Here is a 25,530-nt window from a genome sequence, read left to right as displayed (position 1 = left end):
CACCGCCCCTTCCAACTGCTTCAAATATCCCCCGCGGAGCGTCCCAAGCCTGCCACAGGACGCGCCCTTCTCAGATCTTGGTGGCCGGGGCGGGCGGGGTGACGCGGCGCTTGAGCTGCGCCTCGCGCCAGGTCATGTAGCTGACAGATGCGATGATGATCGCGCCGCCGAGAATGACGTAAGGATCCGGTTTTTCGTCGAAAATCGTCCAGCCCGCGATCGCGGCCCAGACCAGCTGCAAGAAGATCACCGGCTGCGTCACCGTCACCGGGGCGGCGGCAAAGGCGCGGGTCATGCAGTAATGCCCGCCCGTGGCGAAAACCGCCACCGCGCCGAGCCAGAGCGTCTCGGACAGCGAGATCGGCTGCCATTGCCAGATCGCGACCGGCGCGAGCGCCACCGTCACCACCAGCGTCATCATCGCCACCACCGTACCCGCGGGCACGTAATCGGTGAGCTTCTTCGCCGCGAGATAGGCCCCACCGAAGAACAGCGCCGCGCCAAGCTGGGCGACATGGCCAGGCTCGATCTCGCGCATGCCGGGCCGCAGGATGATCAGCGCCCCCAGCAGCGCCACGATAACGGCGGTGATGCGCCGCCACGCGAGCCCCTCGCCCAGAAGAAGCGCCCCGCCCACCGTGACCACGATCGGGTTGAGATAGTTGATCGCGGTGACATCGGCGATCGGGATATTGCTCATGGCGTAGAACCACAGCCCCACCGCCACCGCATGCAGAAGCCCGCGCAGCCCGAAGAGCGCCCAGACCTCGCGGGGAAAACTCTGTCGCAGGATGCGCGCCAGCGCCGGGGCAAAGAAGATCAGCCCCCAGAGGAAGCGCACGAAGGCCGATTGCGCGGCGGGCACCTGATCGCCCAGCCAGTGCACGATGATGTTCACCGCCACGAAACAGGCCGTGGTGGCGAGCATCCACAGGATGCCGACCAGAGGTTTGTTGGGTTTTTCTCGCGCGCTCATGGCCCCTCTTGGACGCGCTGTCGCGGGTTTGTGCAAGCGGCGTCTTGTATCGGTTATAATGCGCCTGCGGCGAGCTTCCACGCGATCGAGCCCATGACCACCGCGATCAGCGCATCGAGCACCCGCCAGGCTGCGGGTTTCGCGAACAGGGGCGCGAGCAGACGCGCACCGTAAGCCAAGGAAAAGAAAAACAGAAACGAGGCCACGATTGCGCCTGACGCGAAAGCGACCCCCTGCCCCGGGAACTGCGCCGAGACCGCACCCAGCAGCACCACCGTATCGAGCCAGACATGCGGATTGGCCCAGGTGAAGGCCGCGACGGTCAGCAGCACCGCGCGCAAGCTTGGCGCGCTGCCGGAACTCGCCTCGAGATGCTCACCGCCCCGGATCGCCGCGATCAGCGAGCGGATCGCATACCAGCCGAGAAACGCGACCCCGCCCCAGCGCAACAGCTCGGGCAGCCAGGGCAGCGCGGTGGAGGCGGCGGCGAAACCCGAGACGCCCAGCGCGATCAGCACCGCATCCGAGAGCGCGCAGAACAGCGCGACCGCGAAGACATGTTCGCGCCGCAGCCCCTGACGCAGCACGAAGGCATTCTGCGCGCCGATCGCGACGATCAGCCCGAGGCCAAGTTTCAATCCGGACCAGAATGGCAGCATCTCTCACCTTCTCGCGGTTGCGGACGGGCTTCTCTGTGGCGCAGCGACCGGATAAGCTCAACTTATTTAATCTTATTCTGGATAAGCTGACCTTATGCTGGACTATCCCGCCTTAGAGGCCCTCGCCGCCGTCGCCGATACCGGATCGTTCGAGACCGCCGCCGCGCGGATCGGGGTTTCGCAACCGGCGATCTCGCAACGCATCCGCACGCTGGAAGAGCGGATGGGCACTGTGCTGGTGATCCGGGGCGCGCCCTGCCGGGTGACCGAGGAGGGCGCGAGGCTGATCCGGCATCTGCGCGAAGTGGCGGTGATGGAGGCGGCGCTAAGCCCGACGGACGCGCCACCCGTTCTGCGGATCGCGGTGAACGCGGACAGTCTCGCGACCTGGGTGCTGCCGGCGCTGGCCGAGATCGAGGGCGCGCTGTTCGATCTGGTGATCGACGATCAGGACCATTCCGCCGACTGGCTGCGGCGCGGCGATGTGGTCGCGGCGATCACCTCAGATCCGGGCCCCGTCGCGGGCTGCGATACGGTGGCGCTGGGGCGGCTGCGCTATGTCGCGACGGCGAGTCCCGCTTTCGTCGCGCGCCATTTCCGCACAGGGATCAACCGCGAGAGCCTGCGCGCCGCCCCGGCGCTGCAATTCAACGCCAAGGACCGGCTGCAGGACGCCTGGGCCGCACAGATCGCGGGCGGGCCGGTGAGCCTGCGCGCGCATCGCATCGCGTCGACCGAAGCGTTCGTCGAGGCGAGCTTGCGCGGCATGGGCTGGGGGCTGAACCCGGAGGTGCTGGTGCGCGATCATCTGGCCTCGGGCGCGCTCGAGGCGCTGGGTCCCGCGCCGATCGACGTGCCGCTGCATTGGCAGAGCCAGCGGCGGCTGAAGACACCGCTCGGGCCGCTTGGGCGCGCGGTGCGAAAGGCGGCGAAAGACGTCTTGCTGAGCGGGCCGGGCCTCGGCCCATAACGGGGCTTGATCCCGCTTCCTTGACATGGGAGCGTCGCGCAAAGCTCCCGAAATCGGGGAATTATCGCATCGAGAGGCACGATCCCCTTGCGCAGGCTCTATCTTCACGTTGGCACTCATAAGACCGGCACGACCTCGCTGCAGGCCTATCTGCGCGATCACCGGGACACGTTGCAGGCGCAGGGGCTGACGGTCCTCACCGAGGTGCACAAGAAACAGGGCGAAATCGCGGTCTGCCTCGGATTTGCGCATGGTATCCTGCGGGACGGGCTGCAAACCGTTGCGCGGATGACCGGGGCGATGCCCAAAGCGGGCTCGATGCGCGCGTTTCTCTATCGTGCCGAGATCCGACGCCAGCTCAAGGCGTTGCCACGGGACGGGCGCGCGGTCCTGAGCGCCGAAGCGCTGTGTTTCGCGCGCGAGCCTGAAGAAGCCGCACGGCTGCGCAAGGTCTTCGCCAAGCTCGACCTCGAAATCGTACCCGTAATTTGCTTTCGCAACGAAGCGGATTGGCGCGCGAGCTGGGAGAACGAATTGCAGCGCTTCGCGGCCCAGATGACGGAACCCTTCGGCACCGGAACGAATGACATTCGCGGCGACTGGTACTTCGACCCTGCTGCGATCATGTCGTTCAGGGAAGCGTTTGGGCCCGTGCGACGCATCGATTTCGACGCAGCCGTCGCGCGCGACGGCACCGTCCTGCCTGCCCTGCTCGATGCGCTCGATGTCACCGCGCAGGGCGATCTGGCCGACTATCGGCTGCGCCAGAGCAACCCGCCTGCCTGAGCGCGCGCAGGCCGGACGCACCAAGCCTCTTGACCGAACGCAAAAAGCGCGTAGATCGCGCTCGCGGGCAGACTGGTCCCGTGTCTTCTTCCGAAATCGCGATGATTCCCGTTCTGATGTCTTCCGGCGATCTGATCGCCGACCGCCGTGCCGATTATGCCGAAGCCCTGCTGCCGGACGATCCGGCCGCCGCGAGCGAACTTTACGCGCAGGCGCTGGAGCTGGTACCGGGATGGGCCGCGGGCTGGTTCCGGCTGGGCGAGATCCGGGCCGAGGCGGGGCTCGACGGCGCGGCGGAGGCCTTCGAGGCGGCGATTGCGGCCGATCCGGCGGACCGGCTGGGCGCGAGCCTGCGGCGCGATCTGTTGCGCGATCGCTCGCTGGCCGATGCGATGCCCTCGGCCTTTGTCGAGACGCTGTTTGACCAATATGCGCCGGGCTTCGAAGAGGCCCTGGTCGAGAAGCTCGATTACCGCGCACCGCAATTGCTGGTGGCGGAGCTGGTGCAGCCCTTCGGGCGGGTGCTCGATCTGGGCTGCGGGACCGGGCTGATGGGGGTGGAACTGCGCGAGGGCGCCGCATGGCTGGAAGGCTGGGACATCTCCGCCGAGATGCTGCGCGAGGCCGAGGCGAAGGGGATCTATGATCGGTTGGAGAAGCGCGATCTCTCGGCGCTGGAACCGGCTTTCGAAGCATGGGACCTGATCACGGCGGCCGATGTCTTCGCCTATCTCGGTGCGCTCGAACAGATCGTGGGTTGGGTTGCGGCCGCGCTCGTGCCGGGCGGGCGGTTCGCCTTCACCGTCGAGGCGCATGACGGCGCCGAGGCCTATGTGCTGCGCGAAAGCCGCCGCTATGCCCATGCCGAGACGCATCTGAATGCGCTTCTCACCGAAGCCGGGTTCGAGACCCGCATCCGCCGTGCCGTGCTGCGCCGCGACCGGGGTGCGCCGATCGAGGGACTGGTGGTGCAGGCCCGCAAATCGGGCGAAGCGCAGGGGCTGCTTTCGGGAGACACGCGCGCGCTCGAGGACCGAGAGGGCGCATTGCGCGGGCAAGGTGCGAAGGGCATAGTCGAGGCGCATCATTGAGGGCGCAGGTTGCGCCCAAAGCCGACACGCGCCTGTAAGGAGGAGAGACGCCCAATGGACCTACCCGATTTCATTCAGTCCTTCCCCGCGCTCGACCTGCCCTTTCCGGAGGATCAGGTGCGCAGTCACGCGATCCGCTCCGAGGCCGGGTTGGTCGTGTTCTTGCATTTCCTCACCGATTTCGAACTGCCGCCCCATGCCCATGGAGGCCAATGGGGCACGGTGATCGAAGGCGAGGCGGAGTTGACCATCGGCGGTGAAACCCGCCTTTACCGCCCCGGCGAAAGCTATGACATCCCGGCGGGCACGGTGCATTCGGCGCGGCTCAAGGCGGGCACGAAGGCGATCGACGTTTTCGAAGAGGCCGATCGCTACAAGCTGAAGACCTGAGGCGCGGCGCTCAGGCGCGGATCACCGAGACGCTCTGGTTGATCAGCGTCGCAGGCGCCTGCGATTCCATGAAAGCCACGTCATAGGCGTCGCGCCCCACCGCGATCAGCGCCATCGTGTCGGGCGCGCACATCCCCGTCGCATCGACGAGATGCCAGCCACCATCGAGCCAGACCTCGGCCACGGCGTGGAAATCCTGTGGCGTCACGTCGGGTCCGTAGGAAGAGGCCATGCGCGCCGGGATTTGCGCCGCGCGCACCATCGCGCAGAAGAGATGCGCGTAGTCGCGGCACACGCCCTGACGGCCCGCGAAGGTCTCGAGCACATTGGTGTCGCTGTCGGAGGCTCCCGGCACATAAGAGAGGTTCTTCTCGATCCAGTCGCGGATCGCGGCCACCTTCGCCCCGCCTTGCAGATCGGCGAACCGCTTGCCGACAAAGGCGACGAACTTGTCGGACTGGACGTAGCGCGAGGGACGGATATAGGGCGCCGCCTCGGCGGGCAGCGCATAGAGCGGCGCGGCCTGCATTCGGGTCAGGTCGAGCGCGGGGCGCGTGATGTCGATCTGCGCCTGGTAATGCAGCTGCATCTCGGTCCCGACCTGCGCCCAGATCCGTTGCCCCACATCGCAATCGCCCGCGATCCGGGTGAGCGTCGCAGCGCCAAGATCGAGGTTCTCGCTGATGATCTCCTGCCCCGGTGCATGGGCGGCCTCGAGCACCAGCGCAACCGTGTTGGGCGCGCTGAACTGATAGGTCATCTGCACGTCGATCGAAATGCGCATGGCGGCTCCTTCTGGCGGGGGCTGGCTCTGGGGACCCGGGTTCAAGGGCCGGGCTCAAGAGCGCCGCCTAACAGAGAGGCGCGGCGGACGGAAGCGGGAGGGTGCCGTTTGCGCGAGAACGTGCTTGCGCGGCGGCCGGCATGAGCGCCTCGGGCGCGGCTATGAGGTCCCGCGCCCGAGGCCGAATGGCAAGAGATCAGCCGATCTTGACCAGTTCCACGTCGAAGGTCAGCGCCTTACCCGCAAGCGGGTGATTGGCGTCGAGGATCAGTTCCTTGTCGTTCACATCGGCGATCACGACATTCACCGTCTGGCCGTCCTGGGTCTGCACCTGGAGCTGCGTGCCCGGCTCGGTCGGGATGTGATCGGGCACGGCGGCACGGTCGACGGCCTGCACGCGCTCGGGGTGATGGGGGCCGTAAGCCTCCTCGGGCTCGCAGCGCACGGTGCGCTTCTCGCCGACTTCCATGCCGGTCACGCCCTTGTCGAGACCGGGGATGATCTGGCCCGAGCCGAGGGTGAAAGCGAGCGGCTCGCGGCCTTGCGAGCTGTCGAAGACGGAACCGTCATCGAGCTTGCCGGTATAGTGAAGATGCAGCGTATCGCCCGGCTTTGCCTGGGTCATGGTCAGTATCCTTTCGGGGGAGAGCGTGAATTTACCGAGGCCGCGTTCAGCGCGGGTGGCTCGTTGTTTCATCCCCCAAGCTGGCAATTCCGGGCGGGAATGTAAACCGGGGGGCGGGATGAAATCGTTCGACCCAACTCGCTTGACAGAAAGCTGTTCGGAGTGGACCGTTTAGAACTTGTCTTTTTTTGAGGGAAAAATGTCTCTGGAATACTTTATACGCGATGAGCTCACAGGAGCGGCGCTTGAAATCTCAGAAACCAAATACCTGAAATTAAAAAATGCAGCCACCGCAATTGATTTGATACAGGAAGTAGAAGATAATTTCGATCTATTTGCGAGCGCCTTCATCGAGCTTGAGGAATATCAGATGAGCGCGACAATTAGATATTATTATTCCACCGATCGCAGCGAGGACCTTGATAGACTTTTTGAAGATATCCGCCCGAAGCTAAATTTAAAGCTCGTAGGGTTTCTAACTGCCTCGCGATCCTATGATGAGCAAATTCATCAGCGAGCTGATGCTCTAATAAAAATCTCCAGTGACTTAGAAATTGATCTAAGAAAAGAATTCTCGAAGGTGTACAATGAGAGTTTCGAGTATCGTGTAATGTACTACTTGCGTAATCACGCCCAACACCATCGCCCCCCGCTAGGCCGCCTTTCTTTCTCGCACTCTAACCAATGGGAAAGTTACCCAAAAAGCCAATCCCCAGTGCGCTCCAGAATATCCATCAACCCAAAGCTTAATATAGACGATCTACTGAATTCCAAAAAAATCAAGCAAACCGTCCGTGGAGAAATTGAGAGATTGAAGGCAAAGCATCTTGATCTCAAGTTCTTCACCCGAGGCTTTGTACAAGAAATTTACAAGATTCATCAGACTTTTCGCAATTCTACTGAAGACGAGTTATTGAAACTACTTGATACCATCAAGGGCGCGAACGAAGATCTAGCTGCTTTCGCCGGGAAAGCCTGCGACTATCCCGTCCTAGAGAAAAAAGGGGGAAACGGGAACAACGAGAAAACTCTTCTAGATTACTCACACCAGGCGCGGGTTCTTGACAAGAGAAAGCTCTGGGCTGGACTTGCTTGGGTTCAACGTGGCTATATTTCATCAGAAATAAGCTTTGCAGCTGATACCTTTCCGAAAAGTGACGAAGAGGTTTGGATCGTGAAGTAAGCAGAAAGCGCCCCGGTAGGGCGCTTTCTTCATTCCGTCCAACACGAAGCCTTACAGCTGCGCCGCGACGTCTTCGGGCACGTCGAAATTGGCGGTGACCGACTGCACGTCGTCATCGTCTTCGAGCGTGTCGATCAGCTTCATCAGCTTCTGCGCGGTCTCGAGGTCGACCTCGGTGCGGTTCTGGGGCTTCCAGATCAGCTTGGCCTCATCGGCTTCGCCGAGCGCGGCCTCGAGCGCTTCGGACACTTCCGACAGGCTCTCCATCGGGCAGTAGATCCAGTGGCCTTCCTCGTCGCTCTCCACATCCTCGGCACCGGCTTCGATCGCCGCCATCAGCACGGTCTCGGCATCGCCCACGGAGGCCGGATAGGTGATCTCACCCACGCGGTCGAACATGAAGCTCACCGAGCCGGTGGTGCCGAGGTTGCCGCCGTTCTTGGTGAAGGTCGAGCGCACGTTGGAGGCGGTGCGGTTAAGGTTGTCGGTCATCGCCTCGACGATCACCGCGATGCCGTTCGGGCCGTAGCCCTCGTAACGGATCTCGGTATAGTCGTCGCCCTCGCCCGCCTGCGATTTCTTGATCGCGCGGTCGATCACGTCCTTGGGCATCGACTGCGACTTGGCCGCCTTCACGGCAAGACGCAGACGCGGGTTTTTCTCGGGATCGGGGTCACCCATCTTCGCGGCGACCGTGATCTCCTTCGAGAGCTTGGAAAACATCTTCGAGCGCGCCGCATCCTGCTTGCCTTTGCGGTGCTGGATATTGGCCCATTTGGAATGGCCTGCCATGGGTATCTCCGTCGGATAATCGCGAAATCGCGCCCGATATAGTGCGGTTTGGGGGGGCGCTGCAAGCGCGATGGGTCAGCCGGGCAGCTTGAGCTGGCCCGCGCCCTGATCCTTGGTGGGGATCGGCTGGGGCGTCTCGAAGCGCCAGCTCATCCCCGAGGGCGTGGTGAGACGCACCTTCGCATAGGGTTCGAACAGATCACCCGCCCCACCCGGAGCCGTGCTCAGATAGCTCGGTTTATAGCCGGTCACCTCGTAGCTCATCGGATAGGGGCAGTCGGTCAGCGTGCCGGAAAACGTGCCCTCGATCTCGGTCTGGCAGAGCGTTCCGTCATTGAACGACACCTCCATCCGCATGCCGGTGAGGTGCACCTTGTCGGGCCAGGACGGCGCGCGCGCACCGGGCGCACATGCGGCCAGCGCAAGCGGCAGGATCAGGACGAAACGCATCGGCTTTCTCCTCAGAAGGGCCAGATCAGCGGGATCAGCAGGCAGGCGGTGAGGCCGGTCACGATATCCATCGGGATCCCGAAACGCAGGAAATCCGAGAATTTATAGCCGCCGGGCCCGTAGACCATCATGTGAGTCTGATAGCCGATCGGGGTGGCGAACGCCACCGAGGCCGAGAACATCACCGCCACCGCGAAGGGCCGCGGATCGAGCCCCAGCGCCGCCGCCAGCGAGATCGCGATCGGCGTGTAGATCACCGCAACCGCGTTGTTCGACAGCAATTCCGTCATGAAAAGGCCGAGGAAATAGACCACGATCAGCGCGGCTTGCGGGGGCAAGGTCTGGAGCCAGGGCGCGACGCCGCTCACGATGAGTTGTACCGCGCCCGAATGTTCCAGCCCCGTCCCCACCACGAGCATCGCGAAGATCAGCGCAAGCAGGCGGCCCTCGATGAAGGTGAAGGCCTCGTCGGTGTCGATGCAGCGCAGGATCAGGATACCCGCGACCGCGACCATGGCGAGCGCAAGGATGGGCGCCACGCCGAGCGCCGAGAGGATCACCACCGCCGCGAGCGCGCCGATGGCGGCGGGCATATGCGAGCGGCGATAGGCGCGGGCCTGCGGTTTGGACACGTCGACAAGGTCCATATCCGCGGCAAGGCGCGCGATATCCTCGGGCGCGCCTTCAAGCAGCAGCGTATCGCCCACCACGACCACGAGATCGTCGAGCTGGCGGCCGATATTCTGGTTCCGGCGATGGGCTGCGAGCACGTAGACGCCGTAGCGGCGGCGCAGGCGCATGTCGCCCAGACGCTGCCCGATCATCCGGCAGCCGGGCGAGATCAGCACTTCGACCGTCTCGGTGCGCACCGAGGACAGCTTGTCGACCATGCGCAGGTCACGGTTCTTCTGCATCCCGAGCAGCTCTTCCATTTCGGAGCGCAGCACGACGCGGTCGCCCGCCTCCAGCTCGACCGAGGGCAGATCGCGCCGGAGCGAGGCATCGCCGCGCAGCACGTCGATCACGCGCACGCCCTCGCGCTTGAACGTGTCGGTTTCGAGAACCTTCTCACCGATCAGGCCGCTTTCCTCGGGGATCGCGACCTCGGTGAAATATTTCATCTTCGGGCGATCGCCGAGCAGGAAGGAAAGCGACTGACGCTCAGGGATGAGACGGCGCGCAAAGAGCATCATAAAGGCCCCGCCGACAAGACAGATCGCGAGGCCCAGCGGTGCGATCTCGAAGATCGAGAAGGGCTCGATCCCACGGGTGCGCACGACGCCATCGACGAGAATGTTGGTCGAGGTGCCGATCAGGGTGATCATGCCGCCCATCACGGTCACGTAGCTCAGCGGCATCAGGAAACGCGAGGGCGAGATATTGAGTTTGCGCGCGACCTGAATGAAGACCGGGATCATCACCGCGACGACGGGCGTGTTGTTCATCACCGCGCTGGCCAGCATGGTGATGACGAACATCAGGAGGATCGTGAGCTTGGGATTGTCGTCGATGCGCGCCTCGGCATAGCGGGTCATCGCGTCGAGCGCGCCGGTGCGCACCAGCGCCCCCATGATCAGGAACATGAAGGCGATGGTCCAGGGCGCAGGGTTCGCCAGCACTGCCGAGGCGCTCTCGTAAGGGGTCAGCCCGAAGACCAGCATCAGGGCGGCCCCCGCGATCGCGGTGACCTCGGGCGGCCAGGTCTCGCGAATGAACATCGCGAACATCCAGGCCACGACCAACAGCGCCACAATGGCCATGCCGGTTTCGTTGAAGGGCAGTTGGATCATCTATGAGGCTCGTGCAGACGCATCGGGCCGATACTACAAGTGCTGCGCGCCCGGGCAAGCGTGGCGTGAGAGGCGGGCTGAGCTTTTGGGGGCAAATGCATGGTTTTCGGGCGGTTTGTCGCGCTTGGGGTCGGGGCTCGTCCGGGGGGCCGCGATCAGATCGGGCTGGCCTGCGCGAGCCGCCCGCCGATGCGGACCGCCTCACAGCGCTTGGCGCGGCCCGAGCGGTCGTCGGTCTCGACATAGAAGCCGCAAAGCGTGACATCGCCGCGCGCGGGGCTGAACCGTTCCTTCGCCATGCCGGTCACGAAACGGCGCATCGGTTCGGCCTTTTCCATGCCGATCACCGAGTTGTAATCCCCGCACATGCCCGCATCCGACAGGAAGGCCGTGCCGCCTTCGAGGATCTGCGCATCGCCCGTGGGAACGTGGGTATGGGTGCCCACGACGACCGAGGCGCGCCCGTCGCACCAATGGCCCATCGCCATCTTCTCGGAGGTCGCCTCGCAATGCATGTCGACCAGCGCCGCCTGCACCGCGCCACCCAGCGGGAAGCGTTTCAGCTCGGCCTCGATGGCGGAGAACGGGTCGTCAAAGGCGCGTTTCATGAACACATTGCCCAGAACCTGCGCCACCAGCACCTTGCGGCCGCGCCGATCCGAGAACACCCGCGCGCCCTTGCCCGGCGCTTCCTTGGCGTAGTTGAGCGGGCGGATGATGCGCGGCTCACTCTCGATGAAACGCATCATGTCCTTCTGATCGAACGCATGGTCGCCCAGCGTCACCACATCCGCGCCCGCCTGGAGCAGCAGTTTCGCGTGATCGCCGGTCAGACCCATGCCACCCGAGGCGTTCTCGCCATTGACCACGACGAAATCGAGGCCCCAGTCGTCACGCAGCTTCGGGAGGCGATCGGAGATCGCGGCGCGGCCCGCGCGGCCCATCACATCGCCAAGGAAAAGTATCTTCATGGCGCATGGGTTTAGGGCCTGCGCGCGCGCAAGGCAACGGGATTGATCACGGGAACGACAGGGACAAGCTGTGTCCTGCGCAAGATCATCATGACGATTTCTCATCCGGGCGGGTCGGTTGCGGGCTTTGCTCTGGCGCGCGCGCGCCCTAGAACGGGGGCAAGCGACTACGGGAGCAGAACATGAGTGACGACGTTCAGGTGATCTTTACCCCCTCGGGCAAGCGGGGGCGCGTGGCGCGTGGCACCAGGGTTCTGGCCGCGGCGCGCAAGCTGGGCGTCGATCTCGATTCCGTCTGCGGCGGGCGCGGGGTCTGCTCGAAATGCATGGTCGTGCCCTCTTTCGGCGATTTCCCGAAACACGGGCTGCATGTCGAGCCCGGCGCGGTGAGCGGGCTGAACGCGGTCGAACAGCGCTACGACAAGATCCGCGGGCTGAAGCCCGGCTATCGTCTGGGCTGCCAGACCGAGATCCTCGCCGATGTGGTGATCGACGTGCCGCCCGAAAGTCAGGTCCACAAACAGGTCGTGCGCAAGGCGGCCTCGGAGCGGGTGATGGAGATGGATCCCGCCACGCGCCCCGTCTATATCGAGGTCGAAGAGCCCGACATGCACCGCCCCGAGGGCGATTTCCAGCGGCTGGCGCAGGCGCTCGAAAAACAATGGCAGGTCAAGGGCGTGCGCACCGATCTTGAGGTGCTGCGCGTGCTTCAGCCGGTGCTGCGCAAGGGCGATTGGAAGGTGACCGTCGCGCTGCATGACGCGGGCGACGGACCGCGCGTCACCGGCGTCTTCCCGGGGCTGCGAGAGGCGCCGCTTTACGGGCTGGCGATCGACCTCGGCTCGACCACCATCGCGGGGCATCTGGTCGCGCTCGATGACGGGCGGGTGCTGGCCTCGGCAGGCGTGATGAACCCGCAGATCCGCTTCGGCGAAGACCTGATGAGCCGGGTCTCCTACGCGATGATGAACCCCGGCGGCGATCAGGAAATGACCAAGGCCGTGCGCGACGCGATGGGCGATCTGGCGCGCGAGCTGGCCGGTGAAGCGAAAGTCGGCACGGAAGAGATCGTCGAGGCGGTCGTGGTCTGCAATCCGGTGATGCACCACCTGCTGCTGGGCATCGACCCGGTCGAACTGGGTCAGGCGCCCTTTGCGCTGGCAACCTCGGAGAGCCTCGACTTTCCCGCCCGCGAAATCGGGATCGACGCCAGCGCCGGTGCACGCGCCTATATCCTGCCGCTGATCGCGGGCCATGTGGGCGCCGATGCGGCGGCCGTGGCACTGTCGGAAGCCCCGCAGCGCCGCAAGGACCTCTCGCTGATCGTCGATGTCGGCACCAATGCCGAGATCCTTCTGGGAAATAATCAACGGGTTCTGGCCTGTTCCTCGCCCACCGGCCCCGCCTTCGAGGGCGCGCAGATCTCCAGCGGCCAGCGTGCCGCCCCCGGCGCGATCGAGCGCATCGAGATCGACCCCGCGACCAAGGAGCCGCGCTTCAAGATCATCGGCAATGACCACTGGTCCACCGATCCCGAGTTCGGCACGCCGCGCATCACGGGCATCTGCGGCTCGGGCATCATCGAGGCCGTGGCCGAGATGCGCATGGCCGGGATCGTCGATGCCTCGGGGCTGATCGGCTCTGCCGAACAGGTCGGCACGCCGCGCTGCGAGCCGAACGGGCGCACCCATGAATACGTGATCTTCGACGGCGGGCTCGAGGGCCCGCGTATCACCGTCACCCAAGGCGATATCCGCGCAATCCAGCTGGCGAAATCCGCGCTTTATGCCGGTGCGCGGCTGCTGATGGACGAGATGGGCGTGGACACGGTCGACCGCGTGGTGCTGGCGGGCGCGTTCGGGGCGCATATCTCGCCCAAACACGCGATGGTGCTGGGCATGATCCCCGACGCACCTCTGAATCACGTCAGCTCGGCCGGGAATGCGGCGGGCACCGGCGCACATATGGCGCTGTGTTCGGTCAAGGCGCGGCGCGAGATCGAGGATCAGGTGAAAAAGATCACCAAGGTCGAGACCGCGATCGAGCCGCGCTTCCAGGAGCATTTCGTGGCCGCGAACGCCCTGCCCCATGCCACCGCCCCCTTCCCCGAGCTGCGCAAGATCGCCCCCCTGCCCGATGTCAGCTTCAATACCGGCGGATCGGGCGAGGATGGCGGCGGGCGCCGGCGTCGGCGGCGCGGCTGAGGGGCATATGCAAAGGCGGTTCCGCCCCTGGCGCCGGAGGGCGACGAGACAAAACGCAAAGGGGGCTCTGCCCCCGGCCTGCGGCCTCCCCCGAGATATTTTCATCAAGAAGAAGCCAGGCGCTCACGACTTCGTGATCCGCTCCGAGTGATCGCTTTCCCGCACTGTTTGCGTACCTCCTGCACCAGACGGAAAGGCTCCGTCTAATGACAGGGAGAATCACTATGTCTTTGAACTTCCGCGCTTTTGTCGCGTCGATTTCGGCTGCCGCAACGCTGGCCATCGCCGGGCCCGTCATGGCTGGCGAGCACATGAACCCGATGGTCGGTGGCGCCAAGATGTACGCCAACAAGCCGATTGCGGCCAATGCCTCGGCCGCGCCGAACCTCACCACGCTGGTGGCGGCCGTGAAGGCTGCGGGGCTGGTGGAGACGCTCGCAGGTCCCGGCCCCTTCACCGTCTTCGCGCCGACGAACGCCGCCTTTGACAAGCTGCCCGCGGGCACGGTCGAGACGCTGGTCAAGCCCGAGAACAAGGAGACGCTGACCAAGATCCTGACCTGCCACGTGGCGAGCGGCGTGATCACCGCCGAGAACATCGTCAAAACGATCGAGAAGGGACATGGCATGGCCAAGATCGAGACCCTCGGGGGCTGCGATCTGATGGCCACGATGAAGGACGGCAAGGTGATGCTGACCGATCCCAAGGGCGATGTCGCCACCGTGGAGACCGCCGATGTGCGTCAGTCGAACGGCATGGTTCACGTGATCTCGACCGTGATGCTGCCGAAGATGTAAGCCCGCTCCCTTCGGGTTTGCGAGAAACGCCCGGTTGGCCTTTGCGCCTCCCGGGCGTTTTGCTGCGCGATCCCTCTTGACCGGGCGCGGCGGCTGACTTACCTCTGCGCTCGCACCATGCGGGTATGATGTAATGGTAGCCTGTCAGCTTCCCAAGCTGAACGCGCGGGTTCGATTCCCGCTACCCGCTCCAGCTTCCCCTCACTTCGGAACCAGGCGGTAGAGCGCGCCGTCATCGGCGTCTTCGATGATCCAGACCTGCCCTTGCGGGCCCACGGCCACATCGCGCACCCGCATCTCCAGATCCCAGCGCGCAAGCTGGTCCGAGCCATCGCCCGCGATCAGCGCCAGGCCGCTGCCCGCCAGACCGCCGATCAGCATATCGCCCTGCCATTGCGGGAAGTCGCGCCCTTCATAGACCGCCAGCCCCGAGGGCGCGATCACCGGTGTCCACCAAAGCTTCGGCGGCTCGAATTCCGGTCGGGTATCGTGATCGGGGATGGGCAGGCCGGAATAATGCCGTCCGTTCGAGACCTCGTTCCAGCCGTAATTCTTGCCCGGTTCGATCAGGTTCAGCTCGTCGCCGCCGCGCGGTCCCATCTCATGTTCCCAAAGGTTGCCGTCCGGTGTGAAGGCGAGGCCATAGGGGTTGCGATGCCCCTCGGACCAGGTCTGGGCCCGCACACCGCCCTTGTCATAGTGCGGATTGCCCGGTGCCGGTTTGCCGTCCCGCGTGAGCCGCAGGATCTTGCCACGCGGGTTATCGGGGTCCTGCGCGGTATCGGGCTGCATGCGATCACCAACGCTGAGATAGAGCATCCCGTCCGGTCCGAATGCGATGATCCCGCCGGGCTGACCGCGACCGCCGGGCGTCTGCTGCCAGAGCGTTTTCAGACCCGCGATCCGGTCCCCTTCGAGCCTCCCGCGCGCCAGAACCAGCGCATTGCCGCGTGAGACATAGGTCAGATAGACCTCACGGGTCGTCGCGAAATCTGGCGCCACCGCGACATCGAGCAACCCGTTCTGCCCGCGATACTGGACGCTCGGCAGTCCCGTCAGTTCACGCGCACCTGACTGAGTGACATGCCACATCCGCCCTGCCTTGCCCGTGACAAGCACCGAGCCATCGGGCAGCGCCGCGATCGCCCAGGGGTTCTGCAACTCGGCCACGGGCCTCAGCGAAAAGGGCCAGTCGCGCGTGGCGGGCTTCTCGCCCACATTCTGCGCAAGGGCTGGCCCGGCCAATGCGAGGCTCAGGATCAAACTCAAGAAACGGGTCATCGGGCACCTCCTGTCTTCTCAAAGATGGGAGCGATCCGCGCCACGAAAACCCCTCGCTTCTTCTTGACCCAAATATCTCGGGGGGCTGCCATCCGGCAGCGGGGGCAGAGCCCCCTGCCCGCTTTCCCGCCCGCGCGCGCTGTGGCAGAATTGCAAGGTATGCCGATGCATGCCCCCAAAGCCTTGATCACGACGGGTTTTCACCGCAGGCAAAGGGGTAACAGCCGTGTGATCGGGAAGTGCCCCAGATGAGCCAGAGACCAGACCACCCCCAGCGCTATGCGCTCGTGAACGAGCTTCATGCCCGGCCCTATCCCAAGCTCGGCGTGCCGGGCCATGCGGTCTATCTCGCCTTCAAGGAACCGCGCGACGCGGCGAACCGGGATCGCTCAAAGGATCAGGCGCATCTCGCCGAGCTGCTCACGCTCAACGGCGCCGCCCAGCCCGAGGCCGGGATCACCCATTATGGCGGCAAGATCGGCCGGCATGAGCTGAAATGGGAGGCCCATACCGAATTCACCACCTATCTCGCCTTCGGCAAGGGCGTGTCCTCGCGCGCTTACGATCCGGCCGAAACCGAGATCTTTCCCGACAGCTGGATCGAGGCCGGCCCCGGCGGACGCATCGCGGCGGTGCAGATCCGTATCGTGGACCTGCCCGAGAACCCCGACGATATCGCGCCGATGCTCGAACAGTGGTTCGTGGCCGAAAGCCTCGTTTGCACATGGGTTCTGGATGGCGCGGCGGTCGTCGCGGGCGATTTCCGGATCGATCCCAATGGCCAGATGCGCTTTGCGATCTTCGCGCGGCCCGGCACGGGGCCGGGGCGGATCGGGCGCACGGTGCAGCGGCTATGCGAGCTGGAGACCTACCGCGCGATGTCGATGCTGGGGCTCGCCCGCGCGCGCGACCTGTCGAAGCGGCTCAACGCGCTCGACCCGCGCCTGACCGAGATCGTCGAGGGAATGGGCGACGATGCCAATTCCGCCGAAGAGACCCTGCATGAGCTGCTGGAAATCTCGGCCGAGCTGGAAAGCCTCGCGGTGCAGCATTCCTTCCGGTTTTCCGCCACCGGCGCCTATGAGGCGATCGTGCGCGAGCGGGTCGAGAGCTTGCGCGAAAGCCGCTTCGAGGGCCGCCAGAAGCTCAGCGAGTTCATGGCGCGGCGCTATGATCCGGCGGTGCGCACGGTGAAATCTGCCGAAACGCGGCTACGCCAGATGGTGACGCGGGCGGCGCGCGCCGGTGAGTTGCTGCGCACGCGGGTCGATGTGGAGCGCTCGGCGCAGAACCAGAAGCTGTTGGAGAGCATGGACCGCCGCTCGGACCTGCAGCTCCGGCTGCAACACACGGTCGAAGGGCTCTCGGTCGTCGCGATCAGCTATTACGCGATCTCGGTCGCGGGCTATCTCGCCTATCCGGTCTCGAAAAAGATCGGGCTGACGAAAGAGATCATGATGGCGGGGCTGACCCCGCTGGTGATCCTCGCGGTCTGGCTGATGATCCGGCGTATCCGCAAGGGCGTGGGCGGTCACTGATCGGCGATCAGCGGCTTCGCCTCGGCCTTCGCGGCGTTCAGCGCATCGGCGGGGGCAAGCTCGATCATCAGCCCGCGCTTGCCGCCATTGACGATGATCCTCTCGACCCCGAGCGCGCTTGCCTCGAACGCCACCGGGCTTGCGCGTTTCTGCCCGAACGGGCTGATGCCCCCGGTGTGAAACCCGGTCAGCTTCTCGGCCTTCGCGGGCTCCATCATCTTCGCGGATTTGCCGCCGAAGGCCGCCGCCACCTTCTTCATCGAGAGCGACGCATCCGACGGGATCACCGCGCAGGCGGGCTTGCCATCCACCTCGACCATCAGGGTCTTCAGAACCCGCGCGGGCTCCACCCCGATCGCCTCGGCCGCATGAAGGCCGATCTGCGCCAGACCGGCCTCATAGGCATATTCGTGCAGATCGAAGGCGAGCTTGGCGCGGCTGAGCGCCTGTGTCGCCGGGGTGGCATGGCCCATCGGAACCCTCAGAAATCGGCGGTCGCGGGGTCCGGCCCGATCCGGCCATCCGCGCTGTCGAGCCCCTTGATCTGCGCCATCTCGGCCTCGGTCAACTCGAAATCGAAAATCGAGATATTCTCGCGCATCCGGTCATGGTTCGCCGATTTCGGGATCGTCACGAGGCCGAGCTGGACCTGCCAGCGCAGGATCACCTGCGCCGCCGACTTGCCGTAACGGCTCGCGATCTCGGTCAGGATCGGGTCCGAGAGCGCCTCGCCTTGACCCAGCGGCGACCAGCATTCGGTGGCGATGCCGAGTTTCGCATGCACCTCGCGCTGCTTGGCCTGCTGGAAATAGGGATGCAGCTCGATCTGGTTGATCGCGGGCGCCTTGCCGGTTTCGTCCAGCAGCCGTTCGAGATGGTCGGGCAGGAAGTTCGACACGCCGATCGCGCGGATACGCCCTTCCTCGCGCAGCCGGATCAGCGCTTTCCAGCTGTCGACATACCGGTCCTGCGCGGGCATCGGCCAGTGGATCAGGTAGAGGTCGAGATAGTCGAACCCAAGCTTGCCCATCGTCTCGTCAAAGGCCCGCAGCGCCGCGTCATAGCCCTGACGGTCGTTCCAGAGCTTCGAGGTCACGAAGACCTCCTCTCGCGGAACGTCGCTTTCCGCGATACCCCGCCCGACGCCCGCCTCGTTGCCATAGGCGGCAGCCGTGTCGATATGGCGATAGCCCGCGTTGAGCGCGCTGAGAATGATGCCGGGGGCCTCGTCATCTTGCATCTGCCAGACGCCAAGCCCGAGCTGCGGGATCTTTGTGCCGTCGTTGAGGGTGAGGGTCGGAACGCTCATGGCTGCTCTCCTTTTTCCTGTCGGGTTGGGAAAAGAGACTAGGGCGAAGCCGGGTCCCGGAAAGCCTGACACGCAGTGTTGAGCGTGGAGGGTCGCGCCCGAACCTCGGTCGGGTAAGCCCTACACCTCACTCTCCGCGCGGGAAACGCTTGCGCTCTTCGAGGTCGTTCAGGTCCATGTGATTGCGCATATATTGCTCGGACGCGCGCTTGAGGGGCTGGTAATCCCACGGGTAATACCCGCCCTGCCGCAGCGCCTCATAGACCACCCAGCGGCGCGCCTGCGAGGCACGCACGTCCTGATCGAAGCGCTCGAGATCCCAGCGCGCGGCGGCCTCGGCCTTCAGCGTCGCCAGCGTCTCGGCATGGGCCGGGTCGCCTGCGAGGTTCGTCAGCTCCTGCGGGTCGGCCTCGAGGTCGAACAGCTGATCGGGATCGAGCGTGCAGAGGTTCAGCTTCCAGCGCCCCTTGCGCAGCGAGACGAGCGGCGCATAGGAGGCTTCAGCGGCATATTCCATCGCGACCGGCTCGGTGCGCGGCGCGCCTTTCGCCTGCGGTAGCAGCGTCTGCCCGTCGATCCAGGGCGCAACCTCGTCCAGTGAGATCCCGGCCAGATCGCAGAGCGTCGGGGTCACGTCGATCGTCGAGACCGGATCGGTGACCAGCCCCGGCTCCAGCCCCGGCGCGCAGAGCATCATCGGCACGCGCGACGAGCCCTCGAAGAAGCTCATCTTGAACCACAGCCCGCGCGCGCCCAGCATGTCGCCGTGATCGGACACAAACAGGATCACCGCCTCCTGACGCGTATCCTCGACCACCTGCAATAACTCTCCGATCTTGTCGTCGAGATAGCTGAGATTGGCGAAATAGGCGCGGCGCGAGCGACGGATATCGTCCGTAGTGATGTCGAATTCGCGCCAGTCATTGGCGTCGAAAATACGCTTCGAGTGGGCGTCCTGCTCTTCATAGGGGATCGCGCCGGTCTCGGGCTCGAGATGCGCGCACTCCTCGTAGAGATCCCAGTATTTCTTGCGCGCGACGTAAGGATCATGCGGGTGGGTGAAGCTGACGGTCAGCATCCAGGGGCGGGTGTCATTGCCCCGCGCCAGATCGTAGAGCTTCATCTTCGCCTCATGGGCGACGTTGTCGTCATACTCCATCTGGTTCGAGATCTCGGCCACGCCCGCCCCGGTCACTGAGCCCATGTTGTGATACCACCAGTCGATCCGCTCGCCGGGCTTGCGGTAATCCGGCGTCCAGCCGAAATCGGCCGGGTAGATATCGGTGGTCAGGCGCTCCTCGAAGCCGTGGAGCTGGTCGGGGCCGACGAAATGCATCTTGCCCGACAGGCAGGTCTGGTAGCCCGCGCGGCGCAGGTGATGCGCATAGGTCGGAATATCGGAACGGAACTCGGCCGCGTTGTCATAGACGCCATTGCGCGAGGGCAACTGGCCCGACATGAAGGCCGCGCGGCCGGGCGCGCAAAGCGGCGAGCCGGTATAGGCGTTCCGGAACCGCACCGATTTCGCGGCGAGTTTCTTCAGGTTCGGTACATGGAGCCATTCCGCGGGACCATCGGGAAAGAGCGTCCCGTTGAGCTGATCGACCATCAGGATCAGGATATTGGGTCGGCTCATCGCAAGGCTCCTTCACGTCACCGGGGGAATAGAGCCCCGGTGTAGCGAGGGGCGGACCGGGGAGGCAACCCCGGCCCCGCTGCGAACAGTCACGCCGCCGCGATCATCCGTGCCTCATGACGCTTCAGGCTGGGCCGTGCGGCAGGGTAACTGCCATCGGCACGCGCAAGCTCGGGGAAGAGCGCGAGGATTTCAGCGCGCTGCGCCTGGCCCATATCGGAGAGCATGGCGCGGGCGGGCTGGAAGCTTTCGGTCCAGATCCCGTCCGAGAAGACGATCTCATGCATGTCGAACATCACGTGGATATAGGTGACATCTTCGGCATCGCGGTCGACCGCGATGCCGGGAAGCCCCTCGAGATGACGTGCAGCCGCCAGCGCCTCCGGTTCGCCCGAGATCAATTCGGCGCGTTGCCCGCTCAGCAGGACCCGGTGCTGCGGCGAGACCCGCATCTCGCGTTCGGGCTGGTTAGCGCCGAGCGCACCGCGCGCGATCCGCACGGGACAGAATTCGGGACGCTCGGTCAGCTCGGCGCGGGTCAGGTTGCGCTGCCCGATCCAGCGGATCGGCTGGTACCCATTGTCGCGCGTCAGCACGCGGTCTCCCACGCGCAGATCCTCGACCGCGACCTCGCCATGCAGCGTGGCGATCCGGGTGCCGGGGGTGAAACAGGGGATGACCTTCTCGATATTGGTGTAGGTCATCGTCCCCACGACAGCGCCGGTACCATCGAGGAAGTCGATCGTGCCGTTCTCGGGATTGGCGCTATCGCGATTGACGGTGACGTTGTCCCAGCCCCAATCGCTGAGATCGAGAATGTCGTAATCCGACCCGCCCTCGCCCCCGTCGATGACCACGCCATCGGTGAGGTTCACGAAGGTATCCTGATCGTCGCCACCGACCAGCGTATCGGCCCCGCCGCCACCGGTCAGCGTGTCATTGCCAGCCCCGCCCTCGACGAGGTCGTCGCCAGTGCCGCCGTCGAGGCTGTCATTGCCCGCGTCGCCCGCGACATAGTCATTGCCCGACCCGCCAAGCACGGTGTCATTGCCGGTGCCGCCATAGAGGCTGTCATCCGATCCCAGGCCGTCGATATAGTCGTCGCCGCCATTGCCGTAGATGACGTTGGTATAGCCATCAGTCGGATCCGAGGAGGCCGCGTCGAAACCGATCAGGGTGTCGTTGAATTCCGAGCCGATGATCCCGTCGACGCCAGAGAGCACATCGCCGGTCGCATCCCCGCCCGACGCGCTGCCGCTGCTCAGGTCGATCGAGACCGCCGAACCGCTATCGGCATAGGAGATGTAGTCCATCCCCGTCCCGCCATCGAGCGTGTCGGCCCCGACCCCGCCGTGAAGTGTGTCACTGCCATCGCTGCCCACGAGGGAGTCATTGCCCGAGCCACCGTCGAGGCTGTCATTGCCGAGCCCGCCATTGAGCGTGTCATTCTCGGTGCCCCCGAGCAGCGTGTCGTCGCCCTCGCCCCCGATCAGGCTGTCGAAGCCAGCGCCGCCGTCGAGCAGGTCATTGCCCACACCGCCATCGAGCGTATCGTTGCCGGTATTGCCGATCAGCGTGTCATTGCCGTCTTCGCCCAGAAGGGAATCGTTGCCCGAGCCGCCATCGACAGAATCGTTACCTGTCCCTGCCGTGACCGTGTCATTGCCGAGCCCCGCAAACACCGTGTCATTGCCGTCACCCGCGCGGATGTAATCGTCGTTGCCGCTGGTACCGGCGAGACCCGCATCGTTATTGTCGACCTTGTCGGAGCCAACCGCGATCGGCTCGACATAGTTGCTGTCGATCAGATCATCGCCCGCCGTGCCGTCAACATATCCGTCATCGAAGCCGGTGACCCAGCGGTCGGCGGCCATGTTGGTGTTGGTCGAACTGTTGATGCTGTCGAGCCGGATCGACTGGATCGGCTTCGCCTCATAGGCGGTGGTGTCGGCATTTGCCGAGATCTCGGGCGCAAGGAAGACGCTGCCATCGGTGGTCTGCACGATCACCGCCGTCACATTCGCGGTGGTGCCATCAACATAGGTGATCGTGGCATTGTAGACGGTCAGACCGTCATAAGTCAGCGTCGTCGGGCCCGAGCCGATATCCGTGATGATCTGGTCGTTCGAGACGTTGTTATTGGTATCGAGCGCGCCAACCGTGCCGCCGTTGTCGATCGTGGTGGCCGAAACGATATTCTGAAACAGCGGGTTTGTTGTGGAGCCTGCGGTCGCACCGACAAAGCGGTTCGCATTCTCCATGTCGGAATTGCCCTCGGTCGGGTCGAGCATCGTGCTCGAATATCCGAGGTAGATCCAGTTAAACGTCGTCGCCATTCGTTACTCGTCCTATTACCCAAACATCCCTGAACACAGGCATGCAAAGCCGCCCCATGCTACTGGGGTCGAGACGGACCCAAACACGTCCGCCACTCTGATATCGTCGCCAAGAAAACCGGCTGCTCGTCTTATCGTTTTTCAAACGGTAAACGCTCTTACTCACTGAAATGCAATGGTGATTTCAGTTTGGCGCATTTGTGGCAAAGCTATGAATTCTGCATGTGCAGCCCAAAGGCCACAGCGGCGAGAGAGCTGTAATTCCGGGAAAACTGGTAGGCCCGGCAGGACTTGAACCCGCAACCAAGGCGTTATGAGCGCCCTGCTCTAACCAATTGAGCTACAGGCCCACCATTGCCCTCTCCTCTACCACGGCGCGCGCGGGCGTCAAGAAAAGGCAGCGCGGGGCGCGGCGGGGCGTTGCGAGGCGGGCGGCATTACGCTAGGGCTTCGCCCCAAGGAATCCCTGACGGAGAGCGCCGCCATGAGCGAGACAAAACCGGGCCTGACCTATGCCGATGCGGGCGTCGATATCGATGCGGGCAATGCGCTGGTCGAACGTATCAAGCCGGCCGCCAAGCGCACCCAGCGCGCGGGCACCATGTCGGGTCTGGGCGGCTTCGGCGCGCTCTTCGATCTGAAGGCGGCGGGCTACAGCGATCCGATCCTCGTGGGCGCGACCGATGGCGTGGGCACCAAGCTGCGCATCGCGATCGACACCGGCAACGTGGACACGATCGGGATCGACCTCGTGGCGATGTGCGTCAACGACCTCGTGTGCCAAGGCGCCGAGCCGCTGTTCTTCCTCGACTATTTCGCGACCGGCAAGCTCGAGCTCGACCCGGCGACGCGGATCATCGAAGGCATCGCCGAGGGCTGCGCGCAATCGGGCTGCGCGCTGATCGGCGGCGAGACGGCGGAAATGCCGGGCATGTATCACAAAGGCGATTTCGACCTCGCGGGCTTTGCCGTGGGCGCGATGGAGCGCGGCGCGGACCTGCCCGCAGGCGTGGCCGAGGGCGACGTGCTGCTGGGTCTGGGCTCGAACGGGGTGCATTCGAACGGCTATTCCTTCGTGCGCAAGGTGGTCGAGCTGTCCGGCCTTGGCTGGGATGCGGATTGCCCCTTCGGCGAGGGCTCGCTCGGCGCGGCGCTGCTGGCGCCGACCCGGCTTTACGTCAAGCAATGCCTCGCGGCGGTGCGCGCGGGCGGCGTTCATGCGCTGGCCCATATCACCGGCGGCGGGCTGACCGAGAACCTGCCGCGCGTGCTCCCCGAGGGCATGGGCGCGACCATCGACCTTTCGAGCTGGCAACTGCCGGGCGTGTTCCGCTGGCTGGCCGAGACCGCCTCAATGGAAGAGGCGGAACTGCTGAAAACCTTCAACTGCGGCATCGGCATGATCGTCGTGGTCGCCGCTGACAAGGCCGACGCGATCGCGGCCCTGCTGGCAGGCGAAGGCGAAAGCGTGACCCGCATCGGCACCGTCACCGCCGGTCAGGGCGTTGCCTATGAGGGCAAGCTCCTGTGATCCGCGTCGCGATCCTGATCTCGGGCGGCGGGTCGAACATGGTCCGCCTCGTCGAGAGCATGGTGGACGACCATCCCGCCCGCCCGGTCCTGATCGCCTCGAATGACGCGGGCGCGGCCGGGCTGGAGAAGGCCGCGCGCATGGGCGTGCCGACCGCCGCCATCGACCATCGTCCCTATGGCAAGGATCGCGCGGCGTTCGAGGCCGAGCTGCTCAAACCGATCCTCGCGGCGAAACCCGATATCCTGTGCCTTGCCGGGTTCATGCGCGTGCTGACCCCGGATTTCGTCGCGCGTTTCGAGGGCCGGATGCTGAACATCCACCCCTCCCTGCTGCCGAAATATCCCGGGCTGCACACCCATAAACGCGCCATCGAGGCGGGCGATGCCGAGGCGGGTTGCACCGTCCACGAGGTCACCCCGGTCCTTGATGACGGGCCGATCCTCGGTCAGGCGCGGGTGCCGATCGAGACGGGCGACACGCCCGACGATCTCGCCGCGCGGGTGCTGGTGCAGGAGCATCGCCTGTATCCTGCCGTGCTGCGCCGCTTCGCCGAGGGCAATCGCGAGCCGCTTTACCTCTAAGCACGCTCACGCCGAAATGCGCCGCCCCCGCTTGCGGGCGGGCACGGCTTCGCGCATGAAAGCCTTATGGCAAGCTCCACCGATACGGCCCCGCGCGGGCGGATGATCGCGCCCGATATGATCCGGGCGGTGGCGCTGATCGGCATGGCGATCTTCCATTTCACCTATGATCTGGAGAATTTCGGCTTCGCGCCGCCCGGCACGATCTATCATCCGGCCTTCCTGAATTTCGCGCGGCTCGTCGCGGGCACGTTTGTCTTCATGGCCGGGCTGAGCCTTGTGCTCGCCCATCGCCACGGCTTCCGCGCAGGCCCGTTTTGGCAGCGGCTGGCCAAGCTGATCGCGGCGGCGGCGCTGGTGAGTGCGGCGACCTATGTGATGATGCCGCAATATTTCATCTATTACGGCATCCTGCATTCGATCGCGGTCAGCTCTCTGATCGGGGCGGTGCTTCTGGCGCTGCCGTGGTGGGCGCTCGCGGCGATCGGTGCGGCGGTGTTCTGGGTCGATTTCAACCTCGCCTTCACCAGCTTCGATCACCCCTTGCTGTGGTGGATCGGGCTCTCGACCCATTGGCGCCCCTCGATGGATTTCGAGCCGGTCTTTCCCTGGTTCGCCCCCTTCGCGCTTGGCATGGCGGCGGCAAAACTGGCAGAGCGTCTGGGCTACTGGCGCCGCGCCGCGCGCTACCATCCCGGCGAGGTCACCGGCGCGCTGAAAATCGCGCTGTTCGCGGGCCGCCATACGCTGCCGATCTACCTGATCCACCAGCCCGTGCTTTACGGGCTGACATGGGGCGCCTTTCTGCTGAGCCACTGAACTCTGGCCCATCTGCCACGCTGGCGGG

Annotated in this window: 24 protein-coding genes and 2 tRNA genes; 12 read left to right on the top strand and 14 right to left on the bottom strand. The window is 64.7% G+C overall.

The annotated features are described in order from the left end of the window. Nucleotides 1-70: 70 nt before the first annotated feature. Complete coding sequence (locus tag TP2_RS01110; RefSeq protein ID WP_038072454.1) at nt 71-976, bottom strand: DMT family transporter; 906 nt, start codon at nt 974-976, stop codon at nt 71-73. Between the two features lie 53 nt (nt 977-1,029). Continuing rightward, nucleotides 1,030-1,635, bottom strand: coding sequence for a LysE/ArgO family amino acid transporter (locus tag TP2_RS01105; RefSeq protein WP_038072453.1), 606 nt, complete (start codon nt 1,633-1,635; stop codon nt 1,030-1,032). A gap of 94 nt (nt 1,636-1,729) precedes the next feature. Between TP2_RS01105 and TP2_RS01100 the strand changes: the two genes are divergently transcribed. The 4 genes from TP2_RS01100 (at nt 1,730) to TP2_RS01085 (ending at nt 4,872) form a co-directional block, all read left to right on the top strand. Beyond that, entirely contained in the window at nt 1,730-2,605 is an 876-nt protein-coding gene (locus tag TP2_RS01100; protein ID WP_038072452.1) for a LysR family transcriptional regulator ArgP, read from the top strand. 87 nt (nt 2,606-2,692) lie between these two features. Continuing rightward, nucleotides 2,693-3,391: a hypothetical protein gene (locus tag TP2_RS01095; protein ID WP_038072450.1), complete on the top strand. Its 699-nt coding sequence runs from the start codon at nt 2,693-2,695 to the stop codon at nt 3,389-3,391. 80 nt (nt 3,392-3,471) lie between these two features. Beyond that, the gene (locus TP2_RS01090) at nt 3,472-4,482 is read left to right on the top strand and encodes a class I SAM-dependent DNA methyltransferase (RefSeq protein WP_240473677.1); all 1,011 of its coding nucleotides are present in this window, start codon (nt 3,472-3,474) and stop codon (nt 4,480-4,482) included. A gap of 54 nt (nt 4,483-4,536) precedes the next feature. After that, on the top strand, nt 4,537-4,872 hold the full coding sequence (locus TP2_RS01085) for a cupin domain-containing protein (protein WP_038072448.1): 336 nt from the start codon (nt 4,537-4,539) through the stop codon (nt 4,870-4,872). Between the two features lie 10 nt (nt 4,873-4,882). Here TP2_RS01085 and TP2_RS01080 read toward each other — a convergent pair whose 3' ends face one another. After that, the gene (locus TP2_RS01080; protein ID WP_038072446.1) at nt 4,883-5,656 is read right to left on the bottom strand and encodes a transglutaminase-like domain-containing protein; all 774 of its coding nucleotides are present in this window, start codon (nt 5,654-5,656) and stop codon (nt 4,883-4,885) included. Between the two features lie 196 nt (nt 5,657-5,852). Further along, the gene (locus tag TP2_RS01075; protein WP_038072444.1) at nt 5,853-6,281 is read right to left on the bottom strand and encodes an FKBP-type peptidyl-prolyl cis-trans isomerase; all 429 of its coding nucleotides are present in this window, start codon (nt 6,279-6,281) and stop codon (nt 5,853-5,855) included. A gap of 199 nt (nt 6,282-6,480) precedes the next feature. On the opposite strand from TP2_RS01075, the gene TP2_RS01070 reads away from it, so the two are divergent. Next, a complete protein-coding gene (locus TP2_RS01070; protein ID WP_038072442.1) occupies nt 6,481-7,464 on the top strand; it encodes a hypothetical protein in 984 nt (327 codons plus the stop codon). A gap of 51 nt (nt 7,465-7,515) precedes the next feature. On the opposite strand, the gene TP2_RS01065 is transcribed toward TP2_RS01070, so the two are convergent. From TP2_RS01065 to TP2_RS01050, 4 genes are all read right to left on the bottom strand, one after another. Continuing rightward, a complete protein-coding gene (locus TP2_RS01065; protein ID WP_038072440.1) occupies nt 7,516-8,256 on the bottom strand; it encodes a YebC/PmpR family DNA-binding transcriptional regulator in 741 nt (246 codons plus the stop codon). Between the two features lie 75 nt (nt 8,257-8,331). Next, on the bottom strand, nt 8,332-8,706 hold the full coding sequence (locus TP2_RS01060; RefSeq protein WP_038072438.1) for a hypothetical protein: 375 nt from the start codon (nt 8,704-8,706) through the stop codon (nt 8,332-8,334). Between the two features lie 11 nt (nt 8,707-8,717). Continuing rightward, on the bottom strand, nt 8,718-10,496 hold the full coding sequence (locus TP2_RS01055) for an SLC13 family permease (protein ID WP_038072436.1): 1,779 nt from the start codon (nt 10,494-10,496) through the stop codon (nt 8,718-8,720). Between the two features lie 155 nt (nt 10,497-10,651). After that, nucleotides 10,652-11,467: a TIGR00282 family metallophosphoesterase gene (locus TP2_RS01050; protein WP_038072434.1), complete on the bottom strand. Its 816-nt coding sequence runs from the start codon at nt 11,465-11,467 to the stop codon at nt 10,652-10,654. Between the two features lie 182 nt (nt 11,468-11,649). On the opposite strand from TP2_RS01050, the gene TP2_RS01045 reads away from it, so the two are divergent. The 3 genes from TP2_RS01045 to TP2_RS01030 all read left to right on the top strand — a co-directional run bounded on the left by TP2_RS01045 (nt 11,650) and on the right by TP2_RS01030 (nt 14,661). Beyond that, nucleotides 11,650-13,671, top strand: coding sequence for an ASKHA domain-containing protein (locus tag TP2_RS01045; RefSeq protein ID WP_038072432.1), 2,022 nt, complete (start codon nt 11,650-11,652; stop codon nt 13,669-13,671). Nucleotides 13,672-13,895: 224 nt separating this feature from the next. Beyond that, nucleotides 13,896-14,468, top strand: a complete 573-nt coding sequence (locus tag TP2_RS01035; protein ID WP_038072427.1) for a fasciclin domain-containing protein — start codon at nt 13,896-13,898, stop codon at nt 14,466-14,468. 119 nt (nt 14,469-14,587) lie between these two features. After that, nucleotides 14,588-14,661 (top strand) — tRNA-Gly (locus tag TP2_RS01030). An 8-nt stretch (nt 14,662-14,669) separates the two neighbouring features. Here TP2_RS01030 and TP2_RS01025 read toward each other — a convergent pair. Further along, nucleotides 14,670-15,749 (bottom strand): PQQ-dependent sugar dehydrogenase, encoded by a 1,080-nt coding sequence (locus TP2_RS01025; RefSeq protein WP_038072424.1) that lies wholly within the window; start codon nt 15,747-15,749, stop codon nt 14,670-14,672. A 248-nt stretch (nt 15,750-15,997) separates the two neighbouring features. Between TP2_RS01025 and TP2_RS01020 the strand changes: the two genes are divergently transcribed. After that, a complete protein-coding gene (locus tag TP2_RS01020; protein WP_038072422.1) occupies nt 15,998-17,287 on the top strand; it encodes a DUF3422 family protein in 1,290 nt (429 codons plus the stop codon). On the opposite strand, the gene ybaK is transcribed toward TP2_RS01020, so the two are convergent. The 5 genes from ybaK to TP2_RS00995 form a co-directional block, all read right to left on the bottom strand. Further along, the gene (gene ybaK / locus TP2_RS01015) at nt 17,281-17,760 is read right to left on the bottom strand and encodes a Cys-tRNA(Pro) deacylase (RefSeq protein WP_038072420.1); all 480 of its coding nucleotides are present in this window, start codon (nt 17,758-17,760) and stop codon (nt 17,281-17,283) included. The genes TP2_RS01020 and ybaK overlap by 7 nt on opposite strands. 8 nt (nt 17,761-17,768) lie before the next feature. Next, nucleotides 17,769-18,596 carry an aldo/keto reductase gene (locus tag TP2_RS01010; RefSeq protein WP_038072418.1) on the bottom strand — a complete coding sequence of 276 codons (828 nt, stop codon included), beginning with the start codon at nt 18,594-18,596 and terminating at the stop codon, nt 17,769-17,771. 127 nt (nt 18,597-18,723) lie between these two features. Then, nucleotides 18,724-20,232 (bottom strand): choline-sulfatase, encoded by a 1,509-nt coding sequence (betC, locus tag TP2_RS01005; RefSeq protein ID WP_038072415.1) that lies wholly within the window; start codon nt 20,230-20,232, stop codon nt 18,724-18,726. A gap of 89 nt (nt 20,233-20,321) precedes the next feature. Continuing rightward, nucleotides 20,322-22,568 (bottom strand): Hint domain-containing protein, encoded by a 2,247-nt coding sequence (locus TP2_RS18950; RefSeq protein WP_038072414.1) that lies wholly within the window; start codon nt 22,566-22,568, stop codon nt 20,322-20,324. Between the two features lie 273 nt (nt 22,569-22,841). Further along, nucleotides 22,842-22,918 (bottom strand) — tRNA-Ile (locus TP2_RS00995). A gap of 134 nt (nt 22,919-23,052) precedes the next feature. Here TP2_RS00995 and purM point away from each other — a divergent pair. The 3 genes from purM (at nt 23,053) to TP2_RS00980 (ending at nt 25,502) form a co-directional block, all read left to right on the top strand. Continuing rightward, on the top strand, nt 23,053-24,099 hold the full coding sequence (gene purM / locus TP2_RS00990; RefSeq protein ID WP_038072412.1) for a phosphoribosylformylglycinamidine cyclo-ligase: 1,047 nt from the start codon (nt 23,053-23,055) through the stop codon (nt 24,097-24,099). Then, a complete protein-coding gene (gene purN, locus TP2_RS00985; RefSeq protein WP_038072410.1) occupies nt 24,096-24,683 on the top strand; it encodes a phosphoribosylglycinamide formyltransferase in 588 nt (195 codons plus the stop codon). The genes purM and purN overlap by 4 nt, the downstream gene beginning before the upstream one ends. 66 nt (nt 24,684-24,749) lie before the next feature. After that, nucleotides 24,750-25,502 carry an acetyltransferase domain-containing protein gene (locus TP2_RS00980; protein ID WP_038072408.1) on the top strand — a complete coding sequence of 251 codons (753 nt, stop codon included), beginning with the start codon at nt 24,750-24,752 and terminating at the stop codon, nt 25,500-25,502. Nucleotides 25,503-25,530 lie beyond the last annotated feature (28 nt).

Source organism: Thioclava pacifica DSM 10166 (assembly GCF_000714535.1).
Classification (GTDB): Bacteria; Pseudomonadota; Alphaproteobacteria; order Rhodobacterales; family Rhodobacteraceae; genus Thioclava; species Thioclava pacifica.
The sequence above is the reverse complement of the archived record's forward strand: the minus strand, read 5'-3'. Positions and strand labels throughout refer to the sequence as shown.

Bases quoted from the DNA above. Each gene is read 5' to 3' on its own strand.
- TP2_RS01110 (WP_038072454.1), bottom strand. From the start codon at position 976: ATGAGCGCGCGAGAAAAACCCAACAAACCTCTGGTCGGCATCCTGTGG.
- TP2_RS01105 (WP_038072453.1), bottom strand. From the start codon at position 1,635: ATGCTGCCATTCTGGTCCGGATTGAAACTTGGCCTCGGGCTGATCGTC.
- TP2_RS01100 (WP_038072452.1), top strand. From the start codon at position 1,730: ATGCTGGACTATCCCGCCTTAGAGGCCCTCGCCGCCGTCGCCGATACC.
- TP2_RS01085 (WP_038072448.1), top strand. From the start codon at position 4,537: ATGGACCTACCCGATTTCATTCAGTCCTTCCCCGCGCTCGACCTGCCC.
- TP2_RS01080 (WP_038072446.1), bottom strand. From the start codon at position 5,656: ATGCGCATTTCGATCGACGTGCAGATGACCTATCAGTTCAGCGCGCCC.
- TP2_RS01075 (WP_038072444.1), bottom strand. From the start codon at position 6,281: ATGACCCAGGCAAAGCCGGGCGATACGCTGCATCTTCACTATACCGGC.
- TP2_RS01070 (WP_038072442.1), top strand. From the start codon at position 6,481: ATGTCTCTGGAATACTTTATACGCGATGAGCTCACAGGAGCGGCGCTT.
- TP2_RS01065 (WP_038072440.1), bottom strand. From the start codon at position 8,256: ATGGCAGGCCATTCCAAATGGGCCAATATCCAGCACCGCAAAGGCAAG.
- TP2_RS01060 (WP_038072438.1), bottom strand. From the start codon at position 8,706: ATGCGTTTCGTCCTGATCCTGCCGCTTGCGCTGGCCGCATGTGCGCCC.
- TP2_RS01055 (WP_038072436.1), bottom strand. From the start codon at position 10,496: ATGATCCAACTGCCCTTCAACGAAACCGGCATGGCCATTGTGGCGCTG.
- TP2_RS01050 (WP_038072434.1), bottom strand. From the start codon at position 11,467: ATGAAGATACTTTTCCTTGGCGATGTGATGGGCCGCGCGGGCCGCGCC.
- TP2_RS01045 (WP_038072432.1), top strand. From the start codon at position 11,650: ATGAGTGACGACGTTCAGGTGATCTTTACCCCCTCGGGCAAGCGGGGG.
- TP2_RS01035 (WP_038072427.1), top strand. From the start codon at position 13,896: ATGTCTTTGAACTTCCGCGCTTTTGTCGCGTCGATTTCGGCTGCCGCA.
- TP2_RS01025 (WP_038072424.1), bottom strand. From the start codon at position 15,749: ATGACCCGTTTCTTGAGTTTGATCCTGAGCCTCGCATTGGCCGGGCCA.
- TP2_RS01020 (WP_038072422.1), top strand. From the start codon at position 15,998: ATGAGCCAGAGACCAGACCACCCCCAGCGCTATGCGCTCGTGAACGAG.
- ybaK (WP_038072420.1), bottom strand. From the start codon at position 17,760: ATGGGCCATGCCACCCCGGCGACACAGGCGCTCAGCCGCGCCAAGCTC.
- TP2_RS01010 (WP_038072418.1), bottom strand. From the start codon at position 18,596: ATGAGCGTTCCGACCCTCACCCTCAACGACGGCACAAAGATCCCGCAG.
- betC (WP_038072415.1), bottom strand. From the start codon at position 20,232: ATGAGCCGACCCAATATCCTGATCCTGATGGTCGATCAGCTCAACGGG.
- TP2_RS18950 (WP_038072414.1), bottom strand. From the start codon at position 22,568: ATGGCGACGACGTTTAACTGGATCTACCTCGGATATTCGAGCACGATG.
- purM (WP_038072412.1), top strand. From the start codon at position 23,053: ATGAGCGAGACAAAACCGGGCCTGACCTATGCCGATGCGGGCGTCGAT.
- TP2_RS00980 (WP_038072408.1), top strand. From the start codon at position 24,750: ATGGCAAGCTCCACCGATACGGCCCCGCGCGGGCGGATGATCGCGCCC.